Origin of the sequence: Pseudomonas sp. KnCO4 (genome assembly GCF_045344305.1) — a bacterium.
Taxonomy (GTDB): domain Bacteria; phylum Pseudomonadota; class Gammaproteobacteria; order Pseudomonadales; family Pseudomonadaceae; genus Aquipseudomonas; species Aquipseudomonas anuradhapurensis.
In genome coordinates this window covers 619112-638950 of the sequence record NZ_CP174199.1, presented here as the reverse complement: position 1 = coordinate 638950, position 19839 = coordinate 619112, and the positions used below count along the sequence as shown (strand labels likewise).

The following is a 19839-nucleotide window of genomic DNA, read 5'->3' as shown; positions in this document are numbered from 1 at the left end:
TTCAACCCTGCGACAGCAGCTGACGCAGGTCGATCACTGCGGCGTTGGCCCGGGAAATGTAGTTGGCCATGACCAGCGAGTGGTTGGCCCACATGCCAAAGCCGCTGCCATTGAGCACCATCGGGCTCCACAAGGCTTCCTGCGAGGCTTCCAGCTCACGGATGATCTGCCGCACGCTGACCGTGGCGTTCTTCTTCGCCAGCACGTCGGCGAAGTCCACCTCGATCGCGCGCAGCAGGTGCGACAGCGCCCAGGCCTGGCCACGGGCTTCGTAGAACACGTTGTCGATCTGCAACCACGGGGTTTCCACCAGCTCTTCATCCACCTGCGGCGCCTGGCCGGCGACCACCGACTCGGTCTTCAGCGTAGTGTTGAGCTTGACCCGGCCAACGCTGGCCGACAGGCGCTGCGACAGCGAGCCCAGGCGGGTGGCCACGTCACCCAGCCAGTTGTTCAGGTTGTCGGCGCGGGTATAGAAGATCGCGCCCTTGTCGCCAGCCGCCAGGCGGGTCTGGTAGCGGCTCAGCGACTTGATGCCCTCTTCGAACTCCGATTCGCTCGACGGCAGGATCCAGCTCTTGTTGTCGAAGTTGAAGCGCGGCTCGGCCTTGGCCAGGTCGGCGTCTTCGGTAGACTGCGATTGCGAGCGGGCGAAGTCCTTGCGCAGGGCACGGGACAGATCGCGCACCTGGACCAGCACGCCGTACTCCCAGCTGGGCATGTTGTCCATCCACAACCCTGGCGGGAAGCGGTCGTTGGAAATGTAGCCACCCGGCTTGTTCAACAAGGTGCCAGCCACGGTCTTGAGGGTTTCGACGGTGGTGTAGCCGACCACCATCTGCTGGCCAGCGCGCTCGGCTGCAGCCTGGGCGTTCTGCTGCACCGGGAACAGGGCCGGCTCCTGGCTCCAGTACCAGCCCAGGCCGATACACACCAGCAGGTACAACCCGATGAGGGTGCCCAGTGCACGGCTCCAGAGGCCGCCAAGGTAGCTACGGGCGGCGGCGCCACGGCCATCGACGCGCTCGCGGGGCTCGGCTTGGGCCTCGCGGTTTTTCCAGTCCAGCATGGCTTTGTCCTTAATCAGTCACGACGGTTCAGGGGCTTGGACCACAGGCCTGTGCCAGGGTGCCACGGCAAGCCCGCATGGCTGCACTATAAAGCAGACACCGCCTTACGCATAAGCGACCAATCGGTCGGCAACTGAATATTCGTTCTGCCCGCTTTGTTGATACAGAGCACTCACGCACCGGCAAAGAACTGCTAGCATAGAGCCATCATCGCCTCTGCACCTCCCACCCCTACAAAGTAGCCAGGACATGAGCCAAGCAGTCGAGCCGAGCCCGCAGTGCCCCGCCCAACAGCTGACGCGTAGCGGCCTGCGCAAGGACGACCCGCTCGGCCAGATGCTGCCATCGCCCATCCGCAAGCCGGTGTACATCCTGCTGCAGGACCACGAACGTGCCCAGCGCCTGGCCCAGCAACTGGAATTCTTTGGCCTGGTGGTGCAGGCATTGGCCAGCGCGCCGGCATTCCACGCTTCGATCGCCGAATACCCTCCCTCGGCCATCATCATGGATGTCGACTTCAACGGCGCCGGCCAAGGCCTGCTGCTGGCGGCCCAGGTCCAGCAGGGGCTGGCCCGCCACATTCCGCTGCTGTTCTTCAGCCACCACGAAACTGATACCCCGACCCGCCTGGCCGCCGTGCGCGCCGGGGCGCAGGACTTTCTCACCGGTACCCTGGAAGCCTCCAGCCTGCTGGAAAAGGTCGAACGGCTGACCAACGCCACCCCGCACGACCCGTTGCGCGTGCTGATCATCGACGATTCGCGCACCCAGGCATTGCACACCGAGAAGGTGCTGAACAGTGCTGGCATGCTCACCCGCAGCCTGACCGACCCCATCCGCACCATGGCCGAACTGGCCGACTTCCAGCCCGACCTGATCATCCTCGACCTGTACATGCCCGCCTGCACCGGCCCCGAGCTGGCCAAGGTCATCCGCCACAGCGACCGCTACGTGAGCGTGCCGATCATCTACCTGTCTGCCGAGGATGACCTGGACAAGCAGCTGGATGCCATGAGTGAAGGCGGTGATGATTTCCTGACCAAGCCGTTTCGCTCACGCCAGCTGATCACCACGGTGCGCAACCGGGCCGCGCGGGCCAGGCACCTGAAGGCGCGCATGGTGCGCGACAGCCTGACCGGGCTGTACAACCACACGCATATCCTGCAACTGCTTGAAGACTGCAGCTTCCGCGCCCGGCGTGAGCAGCAACCGTTGAGCTTCGCCATGCTCGACATCGACCACTTCAAGAAGATCAACGATCGCCACGGCCACCCGATGGGCGACCGCGTGATCAAGAGCCTGGCGCTGTTTCTCAAGCAGCGCTTGCGCAAGACCGACTTCATTGGCCGCTATGGTGGCGAAGAGTTCGCCATCGTCATGCCCAATACCGCGCTGCACGCGGCGCACAAGGTGCTGGACGAAATCCGCCGGCGCTTTGCCGAAATCCTCTACCCGGCCCAGCCGCAGGATCTACGGTGCACCTTCAGTGCCGGGGTGGTGCAACTGGATGAAGGGCTGGATGCACTGACCATGGCCAGTGCGGCAGACGAGGCGCTGTACCGGGCCAAGCATGCCGGGCGTAATTGCATGGTGCGGGTAGAGCCCTGAATTGTGCATCGCCTGTACTGGCCTCTTCGCGGGCTCGCCCGCTCCCACAGGGATTACGCTGCATTCAGGACTGGTAGATATCCTGTGGGAGCGGGCGAGCCCGCGAAGAGGCCAGTACAGGCAATACAGATACAGGCACAGTGCCACTTTTTATCCGACACCAACCCCTTTCGTCATCACTCCGTCACACAACCGCCATAACTTCAGCCACCGACTCTCCCCTCCGCAGGAAGCTCGCGGCTATGCGCCTGAAATGGCTGACCAATTTCAACACCCTGTTGCTGGTAACCGTGTGTATCGCCCTGGGCGCCACCCTGTGGTGGTCGCAGCGCGCCCTGGAGCGCCCCTATCAATTGATGGAGCACTACCTTGGCCTGTCCCAGCAGTTCCAGCATCAGGCTGCAGGCAACATCCAGGCCTACCTGGCCAGCGGCGATGCCCTGCGCCACGCAGCGGCCATGGAGGCCAACCAGCAACTGCAAGCGGCGTTGGCCGAATGGCCTGCTGAACTGGCCGATCAGCTGCGCCCCAGCCTGGACAGCCTGCAGGCCTTCACCGCCGAGGAACTGCTGGCTGCCGGCAAGCTGGCCGGCGACCCGCAGGCGCTGCTGCTGCAGGCCGAGCGGGAGTTGGGGGCCAACCTAGAACAACTGGCCGGCTACGCGCGTGACAGTGCCAGCGCCGACGCCAACCGCTACCTGCAGCCGCTGCTGGAGGCCACCGTGCACCTCGGTCGCCTTTCGCTGGCACGGGACAAGCTGGTCAGCAGCAGTCGCCCGGAACTGGCCGACGAAGTCGAGCGCGAGCTGCAGCGGATTCGCGCCCAGGCCCAGATCATCGACAGCCTGCCACTGCTTGGGGTAACCCGTGCTGCCGAATCCGGCGCCGACGACTTTGCGGCCATGATGGGCCTGGAGACCCAGGCCAGCGCCCAGCAGGAAGACATCGCAATTGGCCTGAAACGTGAGCTGCAAAGCCTGCTCAGCCGCTACCCGGCCGAGCTGCAGCGCACCCGCGACCAGATCGAGCGCCGAGCAGCCCTGGCCGCCAGCACCGGCCAGCGTCTGCAAGCGGTGCAGCAGGCCATCGCCGCGCTGGAGCCAGAGGTACGCAGCCAGCACGCGAAGATCGCCGCCGAAGTGCGCATCATCCAAGGCCTGATGATCGCCCTGATCCTGCTCATCGCCCTGCTGGTCGACACCTTGCAACGGCGCCTGGCACGCACCCTGACCGGCCTGGCCCCGGCCCTGTCGCGCTGGGCCGAAGGCGACTTCGCCAAGCCCATCAGCCTGGGCAAGACCAACCGCGAACTGCACGACATCCAGGATTCGCTCAACCGCCTGCGCCAGTACCTGGTGGAGCTGGTCGGCACCATCCGCAACAACGCCGAACAGGTGGCCGGCAGCAGCCATGCCCTTGCCGGCATGAGTGCCGCGTTGCATGACGGTGCCGAACGCCAGGCAGGTGACACCGGGCAGATTCGTGATGCCCTGGGTGAACTGGAAGCGACCATCCAGCAGGTGGCCGGTGACGCCAGCGCCGCCGCCGACGCCAGCCGCGATGCCGGTCGCGCGGTGGAACAGGGGCAGGCGGTGATCGGCCAGAGCCTTTCGGGCTTGCGCGAACTGGTCGATGAAGTACAGGGCAACGCCCGCATGATCGAGCAACTGGCAGAAGAGTCGGCCACGATCGGTGGCGTACTGACGGTGATTCGCTCGATTGCCGAGCAGACCAACCTGCTGGCGCTGAACGCCGCAATCGAGGCGGCGCGTGCCGGCGAGATGGGCCGCGGTTTTGCCGTGGTGGCCGATGAGGTGCGTTCGCTGGCGCAGCGCACCACCGGGGCAACCGGCGAAATCCAGGCCCTGATCGACCGCCTGCAGCAGGCCGCCAGAAGCTCGGTGGCCGGCATGCGTGCGCAGCTCGAACATGCCGAGGCCACCGCCAGCCAGGCCCAGGCCGCGGACGGCGCGCTGGACGAGATCGTCTGCGCCATTCGCACCATTTCGGACACAGCGGTGCGGATTGCCGATGTCACGGCGCAGCAGAGTGGTGCCGTGAGCGAGATTCGCGACCACAGCGAGCGGATTCATGAGCTGGGTGAGGACAACCTGCAGCGCATTGGCGAGGGGCGCGAGCAAGGCGAGCAGCTGCTGAGTCTTGGTGGTGAACTGAACCGGGCGGTGCGGGCCTTCAGAGTCTAGGTTGGCCTGTACTGGCCTCTTCGCGGGTAAACCCGCTCCCACAGGGATAGCGTATGGCTTGAGGTCCATGCGCTCGAGGTGGGAGCGGGTTTACCCGCGAAGAGGCCGGCACAGGCAGCAAATCAGCCAGCGGCCATGTGTCGCCCCCGCCGTCAGCATGGCCCCAACCTGCACCAACTCCGCTATCATGCCCGGCACGTTCGACCTCGCGAGTCCGCCATGCGCCGCCTGTTTTTCCTGCTGTTCCTGCTGCTGGCCAGCCCCGCCTTCGCCACGGGCCTGCTCGACAACCGCCCCAGCGCCACCCTCGGCGCCGCTTCGTTGTCCAACAACGCCGACTTCCTGCCGGTACACGAAGCGTTCAAGCTCAACCTGATCCAGGCCGATGCGCAAACCATCAAGCTGCGCTTCGTCGCCACCGATGGCTATTACCTCTACCGCCACCGCTTCCAGTTCCGTACGGAACCGGCCGACGTCGCCCTCGGCACGCCGAATATCCCCAAGGGCGAGGCCAAGCACGATGAATTCTTCGGCGATGTCGAGGTATACCATGGCGTGCTCGACATCGAACTACCGCGCAACGACCCGCGCGCCTTCACCTTGCTGGTGGGCTACCAGGGTTGTGCCGACAAAGGCCTGTGCTACCCACCGGAAACCGCACGCCTGAGCATCGATGGCGAAGCCGGCGCGAACACTCCGGCCAGCACCGAGCACGGCTGGAGCTGGAAGTCGCTGCTGCTGTTCTTCCTTGCCGGGGTCGGCCTCACCTTCACCCCCTGCGTGCTGCCAATGCTGCCGATCCTCTCCGGCGTGGTGCTGCGCGGCCAGGCCGGTGGCCTGCGCGGCCTGGCCCTGTCACTGGCCTACGTGCTGCCGATGGCGGCCAGCTTTGCCGTCCTCGGCGCCCTGATGGGCCTGTTCGGCGCCGGCCTGAACCTGCAGGCACGCCTGCAATCGGCCTGGGTGCTGGTGCCCTTCGCACTGTTCTTCGTGGTGTTCGCCCTGGCCATGTTTGGCCTGTTCGAACTGAAGCTGCCGCAGGCCCTCAATCAGCGCCTGAATAATGTCGCCAGCCACACCCGAGGTGGCTCGCTGCTGGGCGCGGCGATACTGGGCGTGCTTTCCAGCCTGCTGGTTTCGCCGTGTGTTTCAGCCCCGCTGGCCGGTGCGTTGCTGTACATCAGCGCCAGCGGTGATGCCCTGGGCGGTGCGCTCAAGCTGTTCGCTCTGGGCCTGGGCATGGGCGCACCGCTGCTGCTGGTGGCCACCGGCGGCGCGGCCTGGCTGCCGAAAAGCGGCCCCTGGCTGAACACGGTGAAAAACGCCATCGGCGTGCTGCTGCTGGGCCTGGCCATCGGCCTGCTCAGCCGAGTGCTGCCGGGCCCGCTGACCTTGCTGCTGGTCGGTTTCCTGGCCGCCGGGGTGGCGCTGTTCCTGGGCGCCCTGGAGTTCGTGGTCAAGCCCCCCCGCCAGCGCCTGGCGCAACTGCTCGGCCTGGCGTTGCTGGTGTATGCCGTGGCCTGCTGGTATGGCGCGCTCAGTGGCCAGGGCGACCCGCTGCGCCCGCTGCCACCGCCGGCCACTGCCAGTGCTGGCGGCCAACCGGCGGCAGCTGCGGATAACTGGCACACCGTGACCACCCCGGCTGCACTGGACGCCGCCCTGGCCCAGGCCAAGACCGTCGGCCAACCGGTACTGCTGGACTGGTATGCCGACTGGTGCATCAGTTGCAAGGTAATCGAGCGCGAAGTGCTGACCGCGCCGCAGGTACAAGCCCAACTGGCCGGCTTCAAGTTGCTGCGTTTCGACATAACCGCCAGCAATGCCGAACAACGCGCGCTGCTCGACCGCTACCAACTGTTCGGCCCCCCTGCCCTGTTGTTCTTCGCCGCGAACGGCAGCGAAATCAACGCTGATCGGGTCATTGGCGAGCTAAACGCCAGTGAATTTGCGCAAATTCTTACACGCGTACGCGGCAAAGTCGGTCTATAACTTCCCGCGCGCGGTGAAAAAACCGAAAATCAGTGACTGGATTTAGTTATCTGGTCACATATCTCGCGCGAATCTCGGACATCGTGCTGCCTATTGCCGGGAACTGGACACTCGCTGTCGCTTTACGGCACACTCGCCGCGCTGTGTCGAATTGCCCTACAAATCCAAGGAATCGCAGATGGCAACGCTACTGGTGCTCCACGGCCCCAACCTCAACCTGCTCGGTACCCGCGAGCCTGGCCATTACGGCGCCGTGACCCTGGCCCAGATCAACCAGGACCTGGAGCAACGTGCCCGCGCCGCAGGCCACCATCTGCAATACCTGCAGAGCAACGCCGAGTACGAACTGATCGACCGTATTCACGCCGCACGCAACGAGGGTGTGGACTTCATCCTGATCAATCCGGCTGCTTTCACGCACACAAGCGTCGCATTACGTGACGCGTTGCTTGCGGTGAGCATCCCATTCATCGAAGTGCACCTGTCCAACGTGCACAAACGCGAACCGTTCCGCCATCACTCCTACTTTTCCGATGTTGCCGTAGGGGTGATCTGCGGCCTGGGCGCCAGCGGTTATCGCCTGGCCCTGGAGTCCGCGCTGGAACAACTGGCTGCCAACGCACAGCCCAAATGATGAAAACCCTGGCCTCGGTGGGCCAGGGTTCGAGAGAAACGTTCAGATACGTTTTTTGTAATTTCGCCCCCTGACCGAACCTTTGGGAGTTGATGATTAATGGATATCCGTAAAGTCAAGAAACTGATCGAGCTGCTGGAAGAGTCTGGCATCGACGAGCTGGAGATCAAGGAAGGCGAAGAGTCGGTCCGTATCAGCCGCCACAGCAAGACCCCTGCTGCCCAACAGTACTTCGCACCGGCCCCGGTAGCCGCTGCGCCGGCCGCCGCCCCGGTTGCCGCTGCTGCTGCCCCGGCCGCCGAAGCCGCTGCCGCCGCGCCAGCCCTGAAAGGCACCGTGATCCGCTCGCCGATGGTCGGTACTTTCTACCGCAAGCCTTCGCCAACCTCGCCGAACTTCGCTGAAGTGGGCCAGAGCGTGAAGAAAGGCGACACCCTGTGCATCGTCGAAGCCATGAAGATGATGAACCACATCGAAGCCGATGTTGGCGGTGTCATCGACGCCATCCTGGTAGAAGACGGCCAGCCGGTTGAGTTCGACCAGCCGCTGTTCACCATCGTTTGAATCGCGGAGAGCCAACGATGTCTGGGAAGCTCGAAAAAGTCCTGATCGCCAACCGCGGGGAAATTGCCCTGCGGATCCTGCGTGCCTGCAAAGAGCTGGGTATCAAGACCGTCGCCGTGCACTCCACTGCCGACCGTGAACTGATGCACCTGGGCCTGGCAGACGAGTCGGTCTGCATCGGCCCTGCATCGTCCAAGGATTCCTACCTGCATATCCCGGCGATCATCGCTGCCGCCGAAGTCACCGGCGCCACCGCGATCCACCCGGGCTACGGCTTCCTGGCGGAAAACGCCGACTTCGCCGAGCAGGTGGAAAAATCCGGTTTCGCCTTCATCGGCCCGAAAGCCGACACCATTCGCCTGATGGGCGACAAGGTTTCGGCCAAGGACGCGATGATCAAGTCGGGCGTACCGACCGTACCGGGCTCCGATGGCCCGCTGCCGGAAGACGAAGAAGTCGCCCTGGCGATTGCCCGTGACGTCGGCTACCCGGTGATCATCAAGGCCGCCGGTGGCGGTGGTGGTCGCGGCATGCGTGTGGTGCACAAGGAAGAGGACCTGATCGCCTCGGCCAAGCTCACCCGTACCGAAGCTGGTGCTGCCTTCGGCAACCCGATGGTCTACCTGGAGAAGTTCCTGACCAACCCACGCCACGTGGAAGTGCAGGTACTGTCCGACGGCCAGGGTAATGCCGTGCACCTGGGCGACCGTGACTGCTCGCTGCAGCGCCGTCACCAGAAGGTACTGGAAGAAGCGCCAGCCCCGGGCATCGATGAGAAAGCCCGTCAGGAAGTGTTCAAGCGCTGCGTCGATGCGTGCATCGAGATCGGCTACCGTGGTGCCGGTACCTTCGAGTTCCTGTACGAGAACGGCCGCTTCTACTTCATCGAGATGAACACCCGTGTGCAGGTTGAGCACCCGGTGTCGGAGATGGTGACCGGTATCGACATCGTCAAGGAGATGCTGAGCATCGCCGCTGGCAACAAGCTGTCGTTCCGCCAGGAAGACGTGGTTATTCGTGGCCACGCGCTGGAATGCCGTATCAACGCCGAAGACCCGAAGAAGTTCATCCCGAGCCCTGGCAAGGTGAAGCACTTCCACGCCCCGGGTGGCAACGGCGTGCGCGTCGATTCGCACCTGTACAGCGGTTATTCGGTTCCGCCGAACTACGACTCGCTGATCGGCAAGCTGATCACCTACGGCAAGGACCGCGACGAAGCCATGGCGCGCATGCGCAATGCCCTGGACGAGATCGTCGTCGACGGCATCAAGACCAACATCCCGCTGCACCGCGACCTGGTGCGTGATGAAGGTTTCTGCAAAGGCGGCGTCAACATTCACTACCTCGAGCACAAACTGGCCAACCAGGAGTGATCGTGTAGTGTGATGTACCGAAACCCCGGACTTGTTCCGGGGTTTTTTATTGCCTGCAAGGCTTGGTCGCGGTCCTTGTAGGAGCGGCCTTGTGTCGCGATGGGGCGCGAAGCGGCCCCGGCAATATCTGCGGCGAAGCTGAAGTCCTGGGGCCGCTGCGCGGCCCATCGCGACACAAGGCCGCTCCTACAGGGGCCGCGACGAGGCTTAGCCTTTCATTCGCGGCATCTCGATGTGATGTTCATGCACACGCCGGTACAAGGTCGCCCGCGAAATCCCCAAAGCCCGCGCCGCATCGGCCGGCTTCCAGCGATGACGGATCAGCGCATCCAGCAACAGCTGCCGAGCCGGGCAGGACACCACGCTGTCAGCGCAAGCGACCGCATCGCCGCGCACCTCTTGCGGCAAGTCCTGCAGTTGCACCTGCCCGCCTTCGCTCACTGCACAGGCATAACGCAGCACCTGCCGCAGCTGGCGCAGGTTACCCGGCCAGCGGTACAGCAACAGCGCCTGCAGCGCATCATCCGCCAGTACCCCCTCGACCCCGCAAGCCTCGGCCTCCTCGGCCAGCAGCTGGTGGATCAACCCCAGCCGGTCCTCGCGCTCGCGCAACGGTGGCAATTCGAAGCGGGCGTTGGCCAGGCGGAAGTAGAGGTCCTCACGGAAACGCCCCTCTTTTACCATCGCCGCCAGGTCGCGATGGGTCGCGCAGATCACCTGGATATCCACCCGCTCGCGCCGCGCAGCGCCCAGCGGTGCCACTTCGCCTTCGGCCAGCACGCGCAACAGGCGGGTCTGCAGGTTCACTGGCATGTCGCCAATCTCGTCGAGGAACAACGTGCCGCCGTCGGCCTGCTGCAACAGGCCCTGCATGCCTTTGCTGGAGGCCCCGGTGAACGCCCCGGCGACATAACCGAACAGTTCGCTCTCGATCAGGCTTTCCGGAATGGCCGCGCAGTTGAGGGTGACGAACGGGCCGTCACGGCGCAGGCTCTGCTGGTGCAACTGGCGGGCGAACACCTCTTTGCCGGCCCCGGTCTCGCCCTGCACCAACACCGCCAGGTTGCAGTCCTTGACCCGCGTGGCCAGCCGCAGGTGCTGCTCGATGCGGGCGTCCTGGGCCTGGCGCAACGGCTGCGCGCGCTGGCGCTGCTGTGGCGCGCTGACCCGCCCATACAGCCCGCCCAGCCCCGGCAGGCGCTGGGCCGATGCGCCATTGACCCGGCGCAACTGGTCGATGTCGAACAACTCGCCAATGTGCTCGGGCAACCGCCCCAGGCGCTCCACCAGGCGCTGCCGAGCCAGGCTGTTGATGGCCTGCAGGCGGCCATCGGCATCCCAGGCCAGCAGGTAGTCGGGCTGGCTTTCCACATAGCCCGGCGTGCCATGGGCACGCATCACCCAATGGCCCTGGGCACTGTGCATGAAGAAGGCGTTTTCGATCTCGCGCGCGGTCTGCTCGACCAACTGGCGGATCAGGTGCTGGCTGCGGCGGTCGTCCGGTGATTGCAAGGCCGACACATCGACCACGCCCAGCAGCTCGCCCAGCGGGTCGAACACCGGCGCCGCGGTGCAGGTGAGGCCGATGAACGCAGCGCGGAAATGGTCACGCTTGTGCACCGTGACCGGCGCCTTGCTGGTGAGCACCGCGGCCACCCCGCAAGTGCCCTCCTCACCCTCGGACCAGCAAGTGCCCAGGTACAGCCCGGCCTTGCGGCAGTCGTTGCGGATGGCCGACTCGACCCGGTAGTCGATGGTGCGCCCCTGGGCGTCGGTGAGCAGTACGCAATAATCGGCCCCGCGCACCCGCTCATGCAGGCGCGCAACGGCATCGCTGGCGATGCGCAGGAACAGCTCGGCCCGTTCGCGGCATTCGTTGAGCAGGCTCTGGGAAAGAATACGCGGCCCCTGCTGGGAAGCGGGGTCGAGACGGTACAGCTCCATGGAACGGCGCCATGAATCGAGAATCAGCGGTGGCACCGGCGCCTGCGGCAGGCGATCGGCATTCTTCAGCACCCGGCTGACGCAATCGACATGGGCTCGGGAGTTCGCGGCAAGCATTCAGGCCCTCCGGTTCTCGTTGCTGTTTTTATCGTTGTCCGGCCATTAAGCGCCTCCAGGCATGCCCCGACAAGCACTGAGTGATTACCGGCCGGCCTGAGACGCAGCGTCTCAGCGTCTCGGCCAGGCCATTGCGCGGCTGGCACCCGGCGTCTCGCCGGCCTGACCATGCACGCCCGCCTTGGCGCAACGAAACCGCTCTGGCCCGGCCATTCCAGCAAACTTGAACAAAACTGGCACCGCGCTTGCTCCGGCACTGGCAAACAAGAAACGAGGTGCGCCATGCCGCTACCCGCCCCGACTGTCGGGATCATTGCCAACCCTGCCTCTGGCCGCGACCTGCGCCGCCTGACGGCCAATGCCGGGCTCTATTCGAGCACCGACAAGGCCTCGGCGATCCAGCGCCTGCTCGCCGCCTTCGGTGCCACCGGTATCGGCCAGGTGCTGCTGCCCAGCGACATGACCGGCATCGCCGCTGCCGTGCTCAAGGCCAGCCAGGGCCCGGTCGCCCGCGACCAGCACTGGCCGGCCATCGAGATCCTCGACCTGCCACTGACCCAGACCGTTGCCGATACCCGCCTGGCCACCCGACGCATGGTCGAACGCGGCGTGGCGATGATCGCCGTGCTCGGCGGCGATGGCACGCACAAGGCGGTCGCCGCCGAAGCCGGCGACGTGCCGCTGCTGACCTTGTCCACCGGCACCAACAATGCCTTCCCCGAGCTGCGCGAAGCCACCAGTGCCGGCCTGGCCGGTGGCCTGCTCGCCAGCGGCCGGGTGCCCGCCAGCATCGGCCTGCGCCGCAACAAGCGGCTGCTGGTGAAAGTGCCCGAACAACGGCTTGCCGAATGGGCCCTGGTGGAGGTGGCGGTGTCGCCCCAGCGTTTCATCGGTGCCCGTGCGCTCAGCCGCAGCGAAGACCTGAGCGAAGTGTTCGCCTGTTTCGCCGAGCCACATGCCATCGGCCTCTCGGCCCTGTGTGGCCTGTGGTGCCCGGTTTCCCGCCAGGACCCGCACGGTGCCTGGGTCCGCCTCAACCCCGCTGCCGACCAGGCCCTGCTGGCACCGTTGGCGCCCGGCCTGCTGCAAGGCTGTGGCATCACCGCCAGTGGCCCCCTGAACCCCGGTGTCGCCCATCGCCTGAGCCTGGCCAGCGGCACCCTGGCCCTGGACGGCGAGCGCGAGATCGAATTCGCCGAGCACGACAGCCCCACCATCACCCTCGACCACCAAGGCCCATTGAGCGTGGACGTCGAGGCCGTACTGGCGCACGCCGCCCGCCATCACCTGCTGGCCGTGCCCCGTGGCCACCGGCTGCACCCTGCAAACCCGTGTTGAGACAACCCCGGAGAACAACAAGATGTCCAATCAACTCAGTACCGAACAACTGCTGCATGCCTATGAAGTGATGCGCACCATCCGTGCCTTCGAAGAACGCCTGCACGTCGAGTTCGCCACCGGCGAGATTCCTGGCTTCGTGCACCTGTATGCCGGCGAAGAAGCTTCCGCCGCCGGGGTCATGGCCCACCTGCGCGACAGCGATTGCATCGCCTCGACCCACCGCGGCCACGGCCACTGCATCGCCAAGGGCGTGGACGTGTACGGCATGATGGCCGAGATCTACGGCAAGAAGACCGGCGTCTGCGGCGGCAAGGGCGGCTCGATGCACATCGCCGACCTGGAAAAAGGCATGCTCGGTGCCAACGGCATCGTCGGTGCCGGCGCACCGTTGGTGGCCGGGGCGGCGCTGGCAGCCAAGATCAAGGGCCGCGACGATGTGTCGGTGGCCTTCTTCGGCGACGGCGCTTCCAACGAAGGCGCAGTGTTCGAGGCCATGAACCTGGCGTCGATCATGAACCTGCCGTGCATTTTCGTCGCCGAGAACAACGGCTACGCCGAAGCCACCGCCTCGACCTGGTCGGTGGCGTGCGACCACATCGCCGACCGCGCTGCCGGCTTCGGCATGCCCGGCGTCACCATCGACGGTTTCGATTTCTTTGCCGTGTACGAGGCTGCCGGTGCCGCCATCGAACGTGCCCGTGCCGGGCAAGGCCCATCACTGATCGAGGTCAAGCTCAGCCGCTACTACGGCCACTTCGAGGGCGATGCGCAAACCTACCGTGCCCCCGATGAGGTGAAGAACCTGCGCGAGTCCCGCGACTGCCTGCTGCAGTTCCGCAACAAGACCACCCGCGCCGGCCTGCTCACAGCCGCCCAGCTGGATGCCATCGACGCCCGCGTCGAGGACCTGATCGAAGACGCCGTGCGCCGCGCCAAGTCCGATCCCAAGCCACAGCCCGCCGATCTGCTCAGCGACGTCTACGTCGCCTACCCCTGAGCTGCGGATTACAAGAACAACAGGAGAACCACCATGGCAAGAAAGATCAGTTACCAGCAGGCCATCAACGAAGCCCTGGCCCAGGAAATGCGCCGCGACGACAGCGTGTTCATCATTGGCGAAGACGTCGCCGGCGGTGCCGGTGCACCGGGCGAGGACGACGCCTGGGGTGGCGTGCTGGGCGTGACCAAGGGCCTGTATCACCAGTTCCCGGGGCGCGTGCTCGACGCCCCGCTGTCCGAAATCGGCTACGTCGGTGCCGCCGTCGGCGCGGCCACCCAAGGCCTGCGCCCGGTGTGCGAACTGATGTTCGTCGACTTCGCCGGCTGCTGCCTGGACCAGATCCTCAACCAGGCAGCCAAGTTTCGCTACATGTTCGGTGGCAAGGCGGTCACCCCATTGGTGATGCGCACCATGTACGGTGCCGGCCTGCGCGCGGCGGCCCAGCACTCGCAGATGCTCACCTCGCTGTGGACCCACATCCCTGGCCTGAAAGTGGTGTGCCCGTCCTCGCCATACGATGCCAAGGGCCTGCTGATCCAGGCGATCCGCGACAACGACCCGGTGATCTTCTGTGAGCACAAGCTGCTCTACAGCATGCAGGGCGAGGTGCCGGAAGAGGTGTACACCGTGCCGTTCGGCGAGGCCAACTTCCTGCGCGATGGCGACGACGTGACCCTGGTCACCTATGGCCGCATGGTGCACGTGGCGCTGGAAGCCGCCAACAACCTGGCCCGCCAGGGTATCGACTGCGAAGTGCTGGACCTGCGCACTACCAGCCCGCTGGACGAAGACAGCATTCTGGAAAGCGTGGAGAAGACCGGCCGCCTGGTAGTGATCGACGAAGCCAACCCGCGCTGCTCCATGGCCACCGACATCAGCGCCCTGGTCGCGCAGAAGGCCTTCGGCGCGCTCAAGGGGCCGATCGAAATGGTCACCGCACCGCACACCCCAGTGCCGTTCTCCGACGCCCTGGAAGACCTGTACATCCCAGACGCGGCGAAGATCGAGGCCGCCGTGCGCAAGGTTATCGAAGCTGCAAGGAGTGCCGCATGAGCCAGATCCATACCCTGACCATGCCCAAGTGGGGCCTGTCGATGACCGAAGGCCGGGTCGACACCTGGCTCAAGCAGGAAGGCGACGCGATCAACAAGGGTGACGAGGTGCTGGACGTCGAGACCGACAAGATCAGCAGCAGCGTCGAAGCCCCGTTCAGCGGCGTGCTGCGTCGCCAGGTGGCCAAGCCCGATGAAACCCTGCCGGTCGGCGCCCTGCTGGCAGTGGTGGTGGAAGGCGAAGCCGAGGAAGCCGAGATCGATGCGGTGGTGCAACGCTTCCAGGCCGAGTTCGTCGCCGACGGTGGCGCCGAGCAGGCTCAGGGCCCGGCACCGCAGAAGGCTGAAGTGGCTGGCCGGCAGCTGCGCTGGTTCGAGCTGGGTGAAGGCGGCACACCGCTGGTGCTGGTGCACGGCTTCGGCGGCGATCTCAACAACTGGCTGTTCAACCACCCGGCGCTGGCGGCCGAGCGCCGGGTGATCGCCCTCGACCTGCCAGGGCATGGCGAGTCGGCCAAGGCGCTGCAGCGCGGCGACCTGGATGAGCTGAGCGAAACCGTGCTGGCCCTGCTCGACCACCTGAACATCGCCAAGGCCCACCTGGCCGGCCATTCCATGGGCGGCGCGGTCAGCCTGAACGTCGCGCGCCTGGCGCCGCAGCGGGTCGCCAGCCTGAGCCTGGTGGCGAGTGCCGGCCTGGGCGAAGCGATCAACGGCCAGTACCTGCAAGGCTTCGTCGCGGCGGCCAACCGCAACGCGCTCAAGCCACAGATGGTGCAACTGTTTGCCGACCCGGCGCTGGTCACCCGTCAGATGCTCGAAGACATGCTCAAGTTCAAGCGCCTGGAAGGGGTCGAGCAGGCCCTGCAGCAGCTGGCGGCGGCACTCGCTGACGGTGACCGGCAGCGCCACGACCTGCGCGGGGTGCTGGGGCAACACCCGGCCCTGGTGGTGTGGGGTGGCAAGGACGCGATCATCCCGGCCAGCCATGCCGAAGGGCTGGAAGCCGAAGTGCTGGTGCTGCCGGAGGCCGGCCACATGGTGCAGATGGAAGCGGCCGAACAGGTCAACCAGCAGCTGCTCGCCTTCCTGCGCAAGCACTGAGCCCTTTCCGTGAGCCTGGAGAAAAACACAATGAACGACCTGAGCCACACCCACATGCGCGCGGCCGTCTGGCATGGCCGCAACGACATCCGCGTCGAACAGGTACCCCTGCCAGCCGACCCCGCACCCGGTTGGGTGCAGATCAAGGTGGACTGGTGCGGCATCTGCGGCTCCGACCTGCATGAGTACGTCGCCGGCCCGGTGTTCATCCCGGTCGAGGCACCGCACCCGCTGACCGGCATCCAGGGCCAGTGCATCCTCGGCCACGAGTTCTGCGGCCAGATCGCCAAGCTGGGCGAAGGCGTGCAAGGCTTTGCCGTCGGTGACCCGGTAGCGGCGGACGCCTGCCAGCATTGCGGTACCTGCTACTACTGCACCCACGGCCTGTACAACATCTGCGAACGCCTGGCCTTCACCGGCCTGATGAACAACGGCGCGTTTGCCGAGCTGGTCAACGTGCCGGCCAACTTGCTGTACCGGCTACCGCCGGGTTTCCCGGCCGAAGCCGGGGCGCTGATCGAGCCGCTGGCGGTGGGCATGCATGCGGTGAAAAAGGCCGGCAGCCTGCTGGGCCAGACTGTAGTGGTGGTCGGCGCCGGTACCATCGGCCTGTGCACCATCATGTGCGCCAGGGCTGCCGGTGCGGCGCAGGTGATCGCCCTGGAAATGTCTTCGGCGCGCAAGGCCAAGGCCAAGGAAGTCGGCGCCAGCGTGGTGCTCGACCCCAGCCAGTGCGACGCGCTGGCGGAGATCCGCGCGCTTACCGCCGGGCTGGGTGCGGATGTGAGTTTCGAGTGCATTGGCAACAAGCACACCGCCAAGCTGGCCATCGACACCATCCGCAAGGCCGGCAAATGCGTGATGGTGGGCATCTTCGAGGAGCCTAGCGAGTTCAACTTCTTCGAGCTGGTGTCCACCGAGAAGCAGGTGCTGGGGGCGCTGGCCTACAACGGCGAATTCGCTGATGTGATTGCCTTCATCGCCGACGGCAGGCTGGACATCCGCCCGCTGGTAACCGGGCGAATCGGGCTGGAGCAGATCGTCGAGCTGGGCTTCGAGGAGTTGGTGAACAACAAGGAGGAGAACGTGAAGATCATCGTTTCGCCGGGCCTGCGCTGAGCCGCACTGGCAGCTCACAACCCTGTGGGAGCGGGCGCGCCCGCGAAGCAGGCGACTCGGTGCATGGCACCGGCTTCGCCGGTGTTCGCGGCTAAAGCCGCTCCCACAGGTATCGCGCAAAGCTGAAGTCCCTGCGGAACCTGTGGGAGCGGGCGTGCCCGCGAATCAAGCGACTCGGTGGATGACACCGGCTTCGCCGGTGTTCGCGGGCATGCCCGCTCCCACAGGGATCGCGCTCGCTGTTTCAGGATCCCATTCTGCGGCATACTCGGCAGACCTATTGCCCGGTCCTCGCCATGCGTCTACTGCTCCCCTTCTCCCTGGTCCTGCTACTCGCCGCCTGTGGCGATGGTGAATCGCTGCTGCCGCCCGACGCGCGCTTGCCTGACGGCGGACGCTACCGGGGGCAGGTAGTCGATGGGCTGCTGCAAGGCGAGGGCCGTATCGACTACCCCAACGGCAGCTGGTACGCCGGCGGCTTCAAGGACGGCCAATGGCACGGCCAGGGCGAATGGCACGGCCAGAATGGCGAGGTGTATCGCGGTCAGTTCGCCGCCGGGCTGTTTCAGGGGCTGGGTGAACTGACCACCCCGGGCAGCCACTATGCCGGCACCTTCCGCCATGGCCGGCGCGACGGTGAAGGCACCCTCAAGCAGGCCGACCAGACCTACCGTGGCCAGTTCAAGGACGACCTGTACGAAGGCGCCGGCGAACTGGAACTGGCCGATGGCAGCCGCTACCAGGGCCTGTTCGCCAAAGGCAAGCCCAATGGCGCCGGGGTGCGCAGCGATGCCAGCGGCAACCAGTTCAGCGGCCGCTTCGTCAATGGCCAACTGCAAGGCAGCGGCACCTATGACAGCGTCGACGGCGAGCAGTACATCGGCGAGTTCAAGGACAACCGCCTGGAAGGCCGTGGCCGCTATGAAAACGCCGACGGCGATGTGTGGATCGGCCAGTTCAAGGATGGCGCCCTGGTCGGTGACGGCGAACTGCTGGGCAGCGACGGCAGCCACTACAAGGGCACCTTCGTCGACTGGCGCATGTCGGGCCAGGGGAGCCTGCAACTGGCCGATGGCAGCAAGTACATCGGCGGCTTCCTCGACGATGCCTACCACGGTCAGGGCCGGCTGATTCTGCCCAGCGGCAAGGTGGAAAGCGGTACCTGGGCCAACGGCGTGCGCGTGCGCGACCAGAACGGCAAGCTGCTGCCCGACCCGCTGGACCTGGCCTTGCTCAACCAGGGCCGGCTGCTGGACCAGGCGCTGGCGCAGGTGCCCCGCTCGGCGCCACCCATCCAGCTGTACAGCCTGGTGGTCGCTGGCGATGGCCAACAGAGCGTGTTCCTGCGCGAAGCCGACTACGTCAGCAACATGCTCAAGGTGCGCTTTGGTGCCTGGGGCCAGGTAACCCTGGTCAACCACCGCGACCACATGGCCAGCCGCCCCATGGCCACCCGCGAGAACCTCACCCGCGCCGCCCGCACCCTGGCCGAGCGCAGCGGCCCCGAAGACCTGGTGTTCATCTACCTCACCAGCCACGGCAGCCAGGACCACCAGCTGGTGCTCGACCAGCCACGCCTGCAGCTGGCCGACCTGTCCGCTGACGAACTGGCCAGCGCCCTGGCACCGCTGAAAGACCGCGACAAGGTAATCGTCATATCCGCCTGCTATTCAGGGGGCTACATCGCCCCGCTCAAGGATCAACGCACGGTCATCATGACCGCCGCGCGAGCCGATCGGGTTTCCTTCGGCTGCTCGGAAGAAGCTGATTTCACCTATTTCGGCGATGCCCTGTTCGCCGAGGCGCTGAACCAGACCGATGACTTGAAACAAGCGTTCGAACTGGCGCGCGCCAGTGTTGCCGAAAGAGAACAAAGGGAAGGTTTCGAGGCCTCCGAACCGCAGCTGTGGGCGCCGCCGTCGGTGCTCGAGCATTGGCAGCACCTGCGGCGACAGCAGGCCGAAGAAGCATTACGTAATGCCGCACGGGCCAACGTGGAGGCGCAGGCGAAAACGCCCGGCAGCCACTAAGCTTGTGAGTAACGAGGGAGAGACATCATGTATTTGACGCCTCAGCATGTCCTGCTTGCCGGTGCCACGGGTCTGACAGGTGAACACCTGCTCGACCGCCTGCTCAACGAGCCCACCATCACTCGCGTACTCGCGCCTACCCGGCGGCCGTTGGCCGAGCACCCGCACCTGGAAAACCCGGTGGGTGACCCGGCGATGTTTCTTCCGCAACTGGCCGGGCGCGTTGATATCGCTTTTTGCTGCCTGGGCACCACGTTGAAGCAGGCCGGCTCCGAATCGGCCTTCCGTGCGGTGGACCTGGACATGGTGGTGGCGTTCAGCAAGCGTGCCCGGGAAATGGGCGCGCGGCATCTGCTGGTAGTCAGTGCGCTGGGCGCCGACCCGAAATCGTCGATTTTCTACAACCGGGTCAAAGGCGAGATGGAAGAGGCGCTCAAGGTCCAGGACTGGCCGCAGTTGACCATCGTGCGGCCGTCATTGCTGCTGGGCGAACGGATCGAGCCGCGGCTGGGCGAGCAGCTGATTTCGCCGTTCTCCAAGCTGATACCCGGGAAGTACCGGGGCATCGAGGCTTGCACGTTGGCCCGGGCGTTGTGGCGCCTGGCGCTGGAGGAAGAGGACGGGGTGCGGATTGTGGAGTCGGATGAATTGCGCAGGTTGGGCAAGAAGTAATAGCCCTGCAGCTGC

Annotated in this window: 15 protein-coding genes; 13 read left to right on the top strand and 2 right to left on the bottom strand. The window is 65.5% G+C overall.

Going from position 1 to position 19839, the window contains the following annotated elements; all coding sequences use genetic code 11:
* Position 1: 1 nt before the first annotated feature.
* Positions 2 to 1069 (bottom strand): DUF2333 family protein, encoded by a 1068-nt coding sequence (locus ACJA3S_RS02930; RefSeq protein ID WP_170028100.1) that lies wholly within the window; start codon positions 1067 to 1069, stop codon positions 2 to 4.
* 250 nt (positions 1070 to 1319) lie between these two features.
* On the opposite strand from ACJA3S_RS02930, the gene ACJA3S_RS02925 reads away from it, so the two are divergent.
* From ACJA3S_RS02925 to accC, 6 genes are all read left to right on the top strand, one after another.
* Complete coding sequence (locus tag ACJA3S_RS02925; RefSeq protein ID WP_406820781.1) at positions 1320 to 2678, top strand: diguanylate cyclase; 1359 nt, start codon at positions 1320 to 1322, stop codon at positions 2676 to 2678.
* Between the two features lie 242 nt (positions 2679 to 2920).
* Positions 2921 to 4882 (top strand): methyl-accepting chemotaxis protein, encoded by a 1962-nt coding sequence (locus ACJA3S_RS02920; RefSeq protein ID WP_406820780.1) that lies wholly within the window; start codon positions 2921 to 2923, stop codon positions 4880 to 4882.
* 219 nt (positions 4883 to 5101) lie between these two features.
* Positions 5102 to 6874, top strand: coding sequence for a protein-disulfide reductase DsbD (locus ACJA3S_RS02915; protein ID WP_406820779.1), 1773 nt, complete (start codon positions 5102 to 5104; stop codon positions 6872 to 6874).
* A 178-nt stretch (positions 6875 to 7052) separates the two neighbouring features.
* Positions 7053 to 7508 carry a type II 3-dehydroquinate dehydratase gene (gene aroQ / locus ACJA3S_RS02910; protein ID WP_003255330.1) on the top strand — a complete coding sequence of 152 codons (456 nt, stop codon included), beginning with the start codon at positions 7053 to 7055 and terminating at the stop codon, positions 7506 to 7508.
* Positions 7509 to 7607: 99 nt separating this feature from the next.
* On the top strand, positions 7608 to 8072 hold the full coding sequence (gene accB / locus ACJA3S_RS02905; RefSeq protein WP_170028096.1) for an acetyl-CoA carboxylase biotin carboxyl carrier protein: 465 nt from the start codon (positions 7608 to 7610) through the stop codon (positions 8070 to 8072).
* 17 nt (positions 8073 to 8089) lie between these two features.
* A complete protein-coding gene (accC, locus tag ACJA3S_RS02900; RefSeq protein WP_170028095.1) occupies positions 8090 to 9445 on the top strand; it encodes an acetyl-CoA carboxylase biotin carboxylase subunit in 1356 nt (451 codons plus the stop codon).
* A 207-nt stretch (positions 9446 to 9652) separates the two neighbouring features.
* Here the strand turns inward: accC and ACJA3S_RS02895 are convergent, their stop codons facing one another.
* Positions 9653 to 11506, bottom strand: a complete 1854-nt coding sequence (locus ACJA3S_RS02895) for a sigma-54-dependent Fis family transcriptional regulator (protein ID WP_406820778.1) — start codon at positions 11504 to 11506, stop codon at positions 9653 to 9655.
* Between the two features lie 282 nt (positions 11507 to 11788).
* Between ACJA3S_RS02895 and ACJA3S_RS02890 the strand changes: the two genes are divergently transcribed.
* From ACJA3S_RS02890 to ACJA3S_RS02860, 7 genes are all read left to right on the top strand, one after another.
* Positions 11789 to 12844 carry an ATP-NAD kinase family protein gene (locus tag ACJA3S_RS02890; RefSeq protein WP_406820777.1) on the top strand — a complete coding sequence of 352 codons (1056 nt, stop codon included), beginning with the start codon at positions 11789 to 11791 and terminating at the stop codon, positions 12842 to 12844.
* Positions 12845 to 12866: 22 nt separating this feature from the next.
* A complete protein-coding gene (locus ACJA3S_RS02885) occupies positions 12867 to 13844 on the top strand; it encodes a thiamine pyrophosphate-dependent dehydrogenase E1 component subunit alpha (protein WP_406820776.1) in 978 nt (325 codons plus the stop codon).
* Positions 13845 to 13877: 33 nt separating this feature from the next.
* Positions 13878 to 14900 carry an alpha-ketoacid dehydrogenase subunit beta gene (locus tag ACJA3S_RS02880; protein ID WP_400619510.1) on the top strand — a complete coding sequence of 341 codons (1023 nt, stop codon included), beginning with the start codon at positions 13878 to 13880 and terminating at the stop codon, positions 14898 to 14900.
* Entirely contained in the window at positions 14897 to 16003 is a 1107-nt protein-coding gene (locus ACJA3S_RS02875) for an acetoin dehydrogenase dihydrolipoyllysine-residue acetyltransferase subunit (protein WP_406820775.1), read from the top strand. The genes ACJA3S_RS02880 and ACJA3S_RS02875 overlap by 4 nt, the downstream gene beginning before the upstream one ends.
* A gap of 54 nt (positions 16004 to 16057) precedes the next feature.
* Positions 16058 to 17122, top strand: a complete 1065-nt coding sequence (locus ACJA3S_RS02870) for a 2,3-butanediol dehydrogenase (protein ID WP_406822191.1) — start codon at positions 16058 to 16060, stop codon at positions 17120 to 17122.
* 296 nt (positions 17123 to 17418) lie between these two features.
* A complete protein-coding gene (locus tag ACJA3S_RS02865) occupies positions 17419 to 19152 on the top strand; it encodes a C13 family peptidase (RefSeq protein WP_406820774.1) in 1734 nt (577 codons plus the stop codon).
* Positions 19153 to 19179: 27 nt separating this feature from the next.
* Positions 19180 to 19824: an oxidoreductase gene (locus ACJA3S_RS02860; protein ID WP_406820773.1), complete on the top strand. Its 645-nt coding sequence runs from the start codon at positions 19180 to 19182 to the stop codon at positions 19822 to 19824.
* The last annotated feature ends 15 nt before the right edge of the window (positions 19825 to 19839 follow it).

Coding starts and splice junctions, on each gene's coding strand:
- ACJA3S_RS02930 (WP_170028100.1), bottom strand. CDS start 1,069: ATGCTGGACTGGAAAAACCGCGAGGCCCAAGCCGAGCCCCGCGAGCGC.
- ACJA3S_RS02925 (WP_406820781.1), top strand. CDS start 1,320: ATGAGCCAAGCAGTCGAGCCGAGCCCGCAGTGCCCCGCCCAACAGCTG.
- ACJA3S_RS02920 (WP_406820780.1), top strand. CDS start 2,921: ATGCGCCTGAAATGGCTGACCAATTTCAACACCCTGTTGCTGGTAACC.
- ACJA3S_RS02915 (WP_406820779.1), top strand. CDS start 5,102: ATGCGCCGCCTGTTTTTCCTGCTGTTCCTGCTGCTGGCCAGCCCCGCC.
- aroQ (WP_003255330.1), top strand. CDS start 7,053: ATGGCAACGCTACTGGTGCTCCACGGCCCCAACCTCAACCTGCTCGGT.
- accB (WP_170028096.1), top strand. CDS start 7,608: ATGGATATCCGTAAAGTCAAGAAACTGATCGAGCTGCTGGAAGAGTCT.
- accC (WP_170028095.1), top strand. CDS start 8,090: ATGTCTGGGAAGCTCGAAAAAGTCCTGATCGCCAACCGCGGGGAAATT.
- ACJA3S_RS02895 (WP_406820778.1), bottom strand. CDS start 11,506: ATGCTTGCCGCGAACTCCCGAGCCCATGTCGATTGCGTCAGCCGGGTG.
- ACJA3S_RS02890 (WP_406820777.1), top strand. CDS start 11,789: ATGCCGCTACCCGCCCCGACTGTCGGGATCATTGCCAACCCTGCCTCT.
- ACJA3S_RS02885 (WP_406820776.1), top strand. CDS start 12,867: ATGTCCAATCAACTCAGTACCGAACAACTGCTGCATGCCTATGAAGTG.
- ACJA3S_RS02880 (WP_400619510.1), top strand. CDS start 13,878: ATGGCAAGAAAGATCAGTTACCAGCAGGCCATCAACGAAGCCCTGGCC.
- ACJA3S_RS02875 (WP_406820775.1), top strand. CDS start 14,897: ATGAGCCAGATCCATACCCTGACCATGCCCAAGTGGGGCCTGTCGATG.
- ACJA3S_RS02870 (WP_406822191.1), top strand. CDS start 16,058: ATGCGCGCGGCCGTCTGGCATGGCCGCAACGACATCCGCGTCGAACAG.
- ACJA3S_RS02865 (WP_406820774.1), top strand. CDS start 17,419: ATGCGTCTACTGCTCCCCTTCTCCCTGGTCCTGCTACTCGCCGCCTGT.
- ACJA3S_RS02860 (WP_406820773.1), top strand. CDS start 19,180: ATGTATTTGACGCCTCAGCATGTCCTGCTTGCCGGTGCCACGGGTCTG.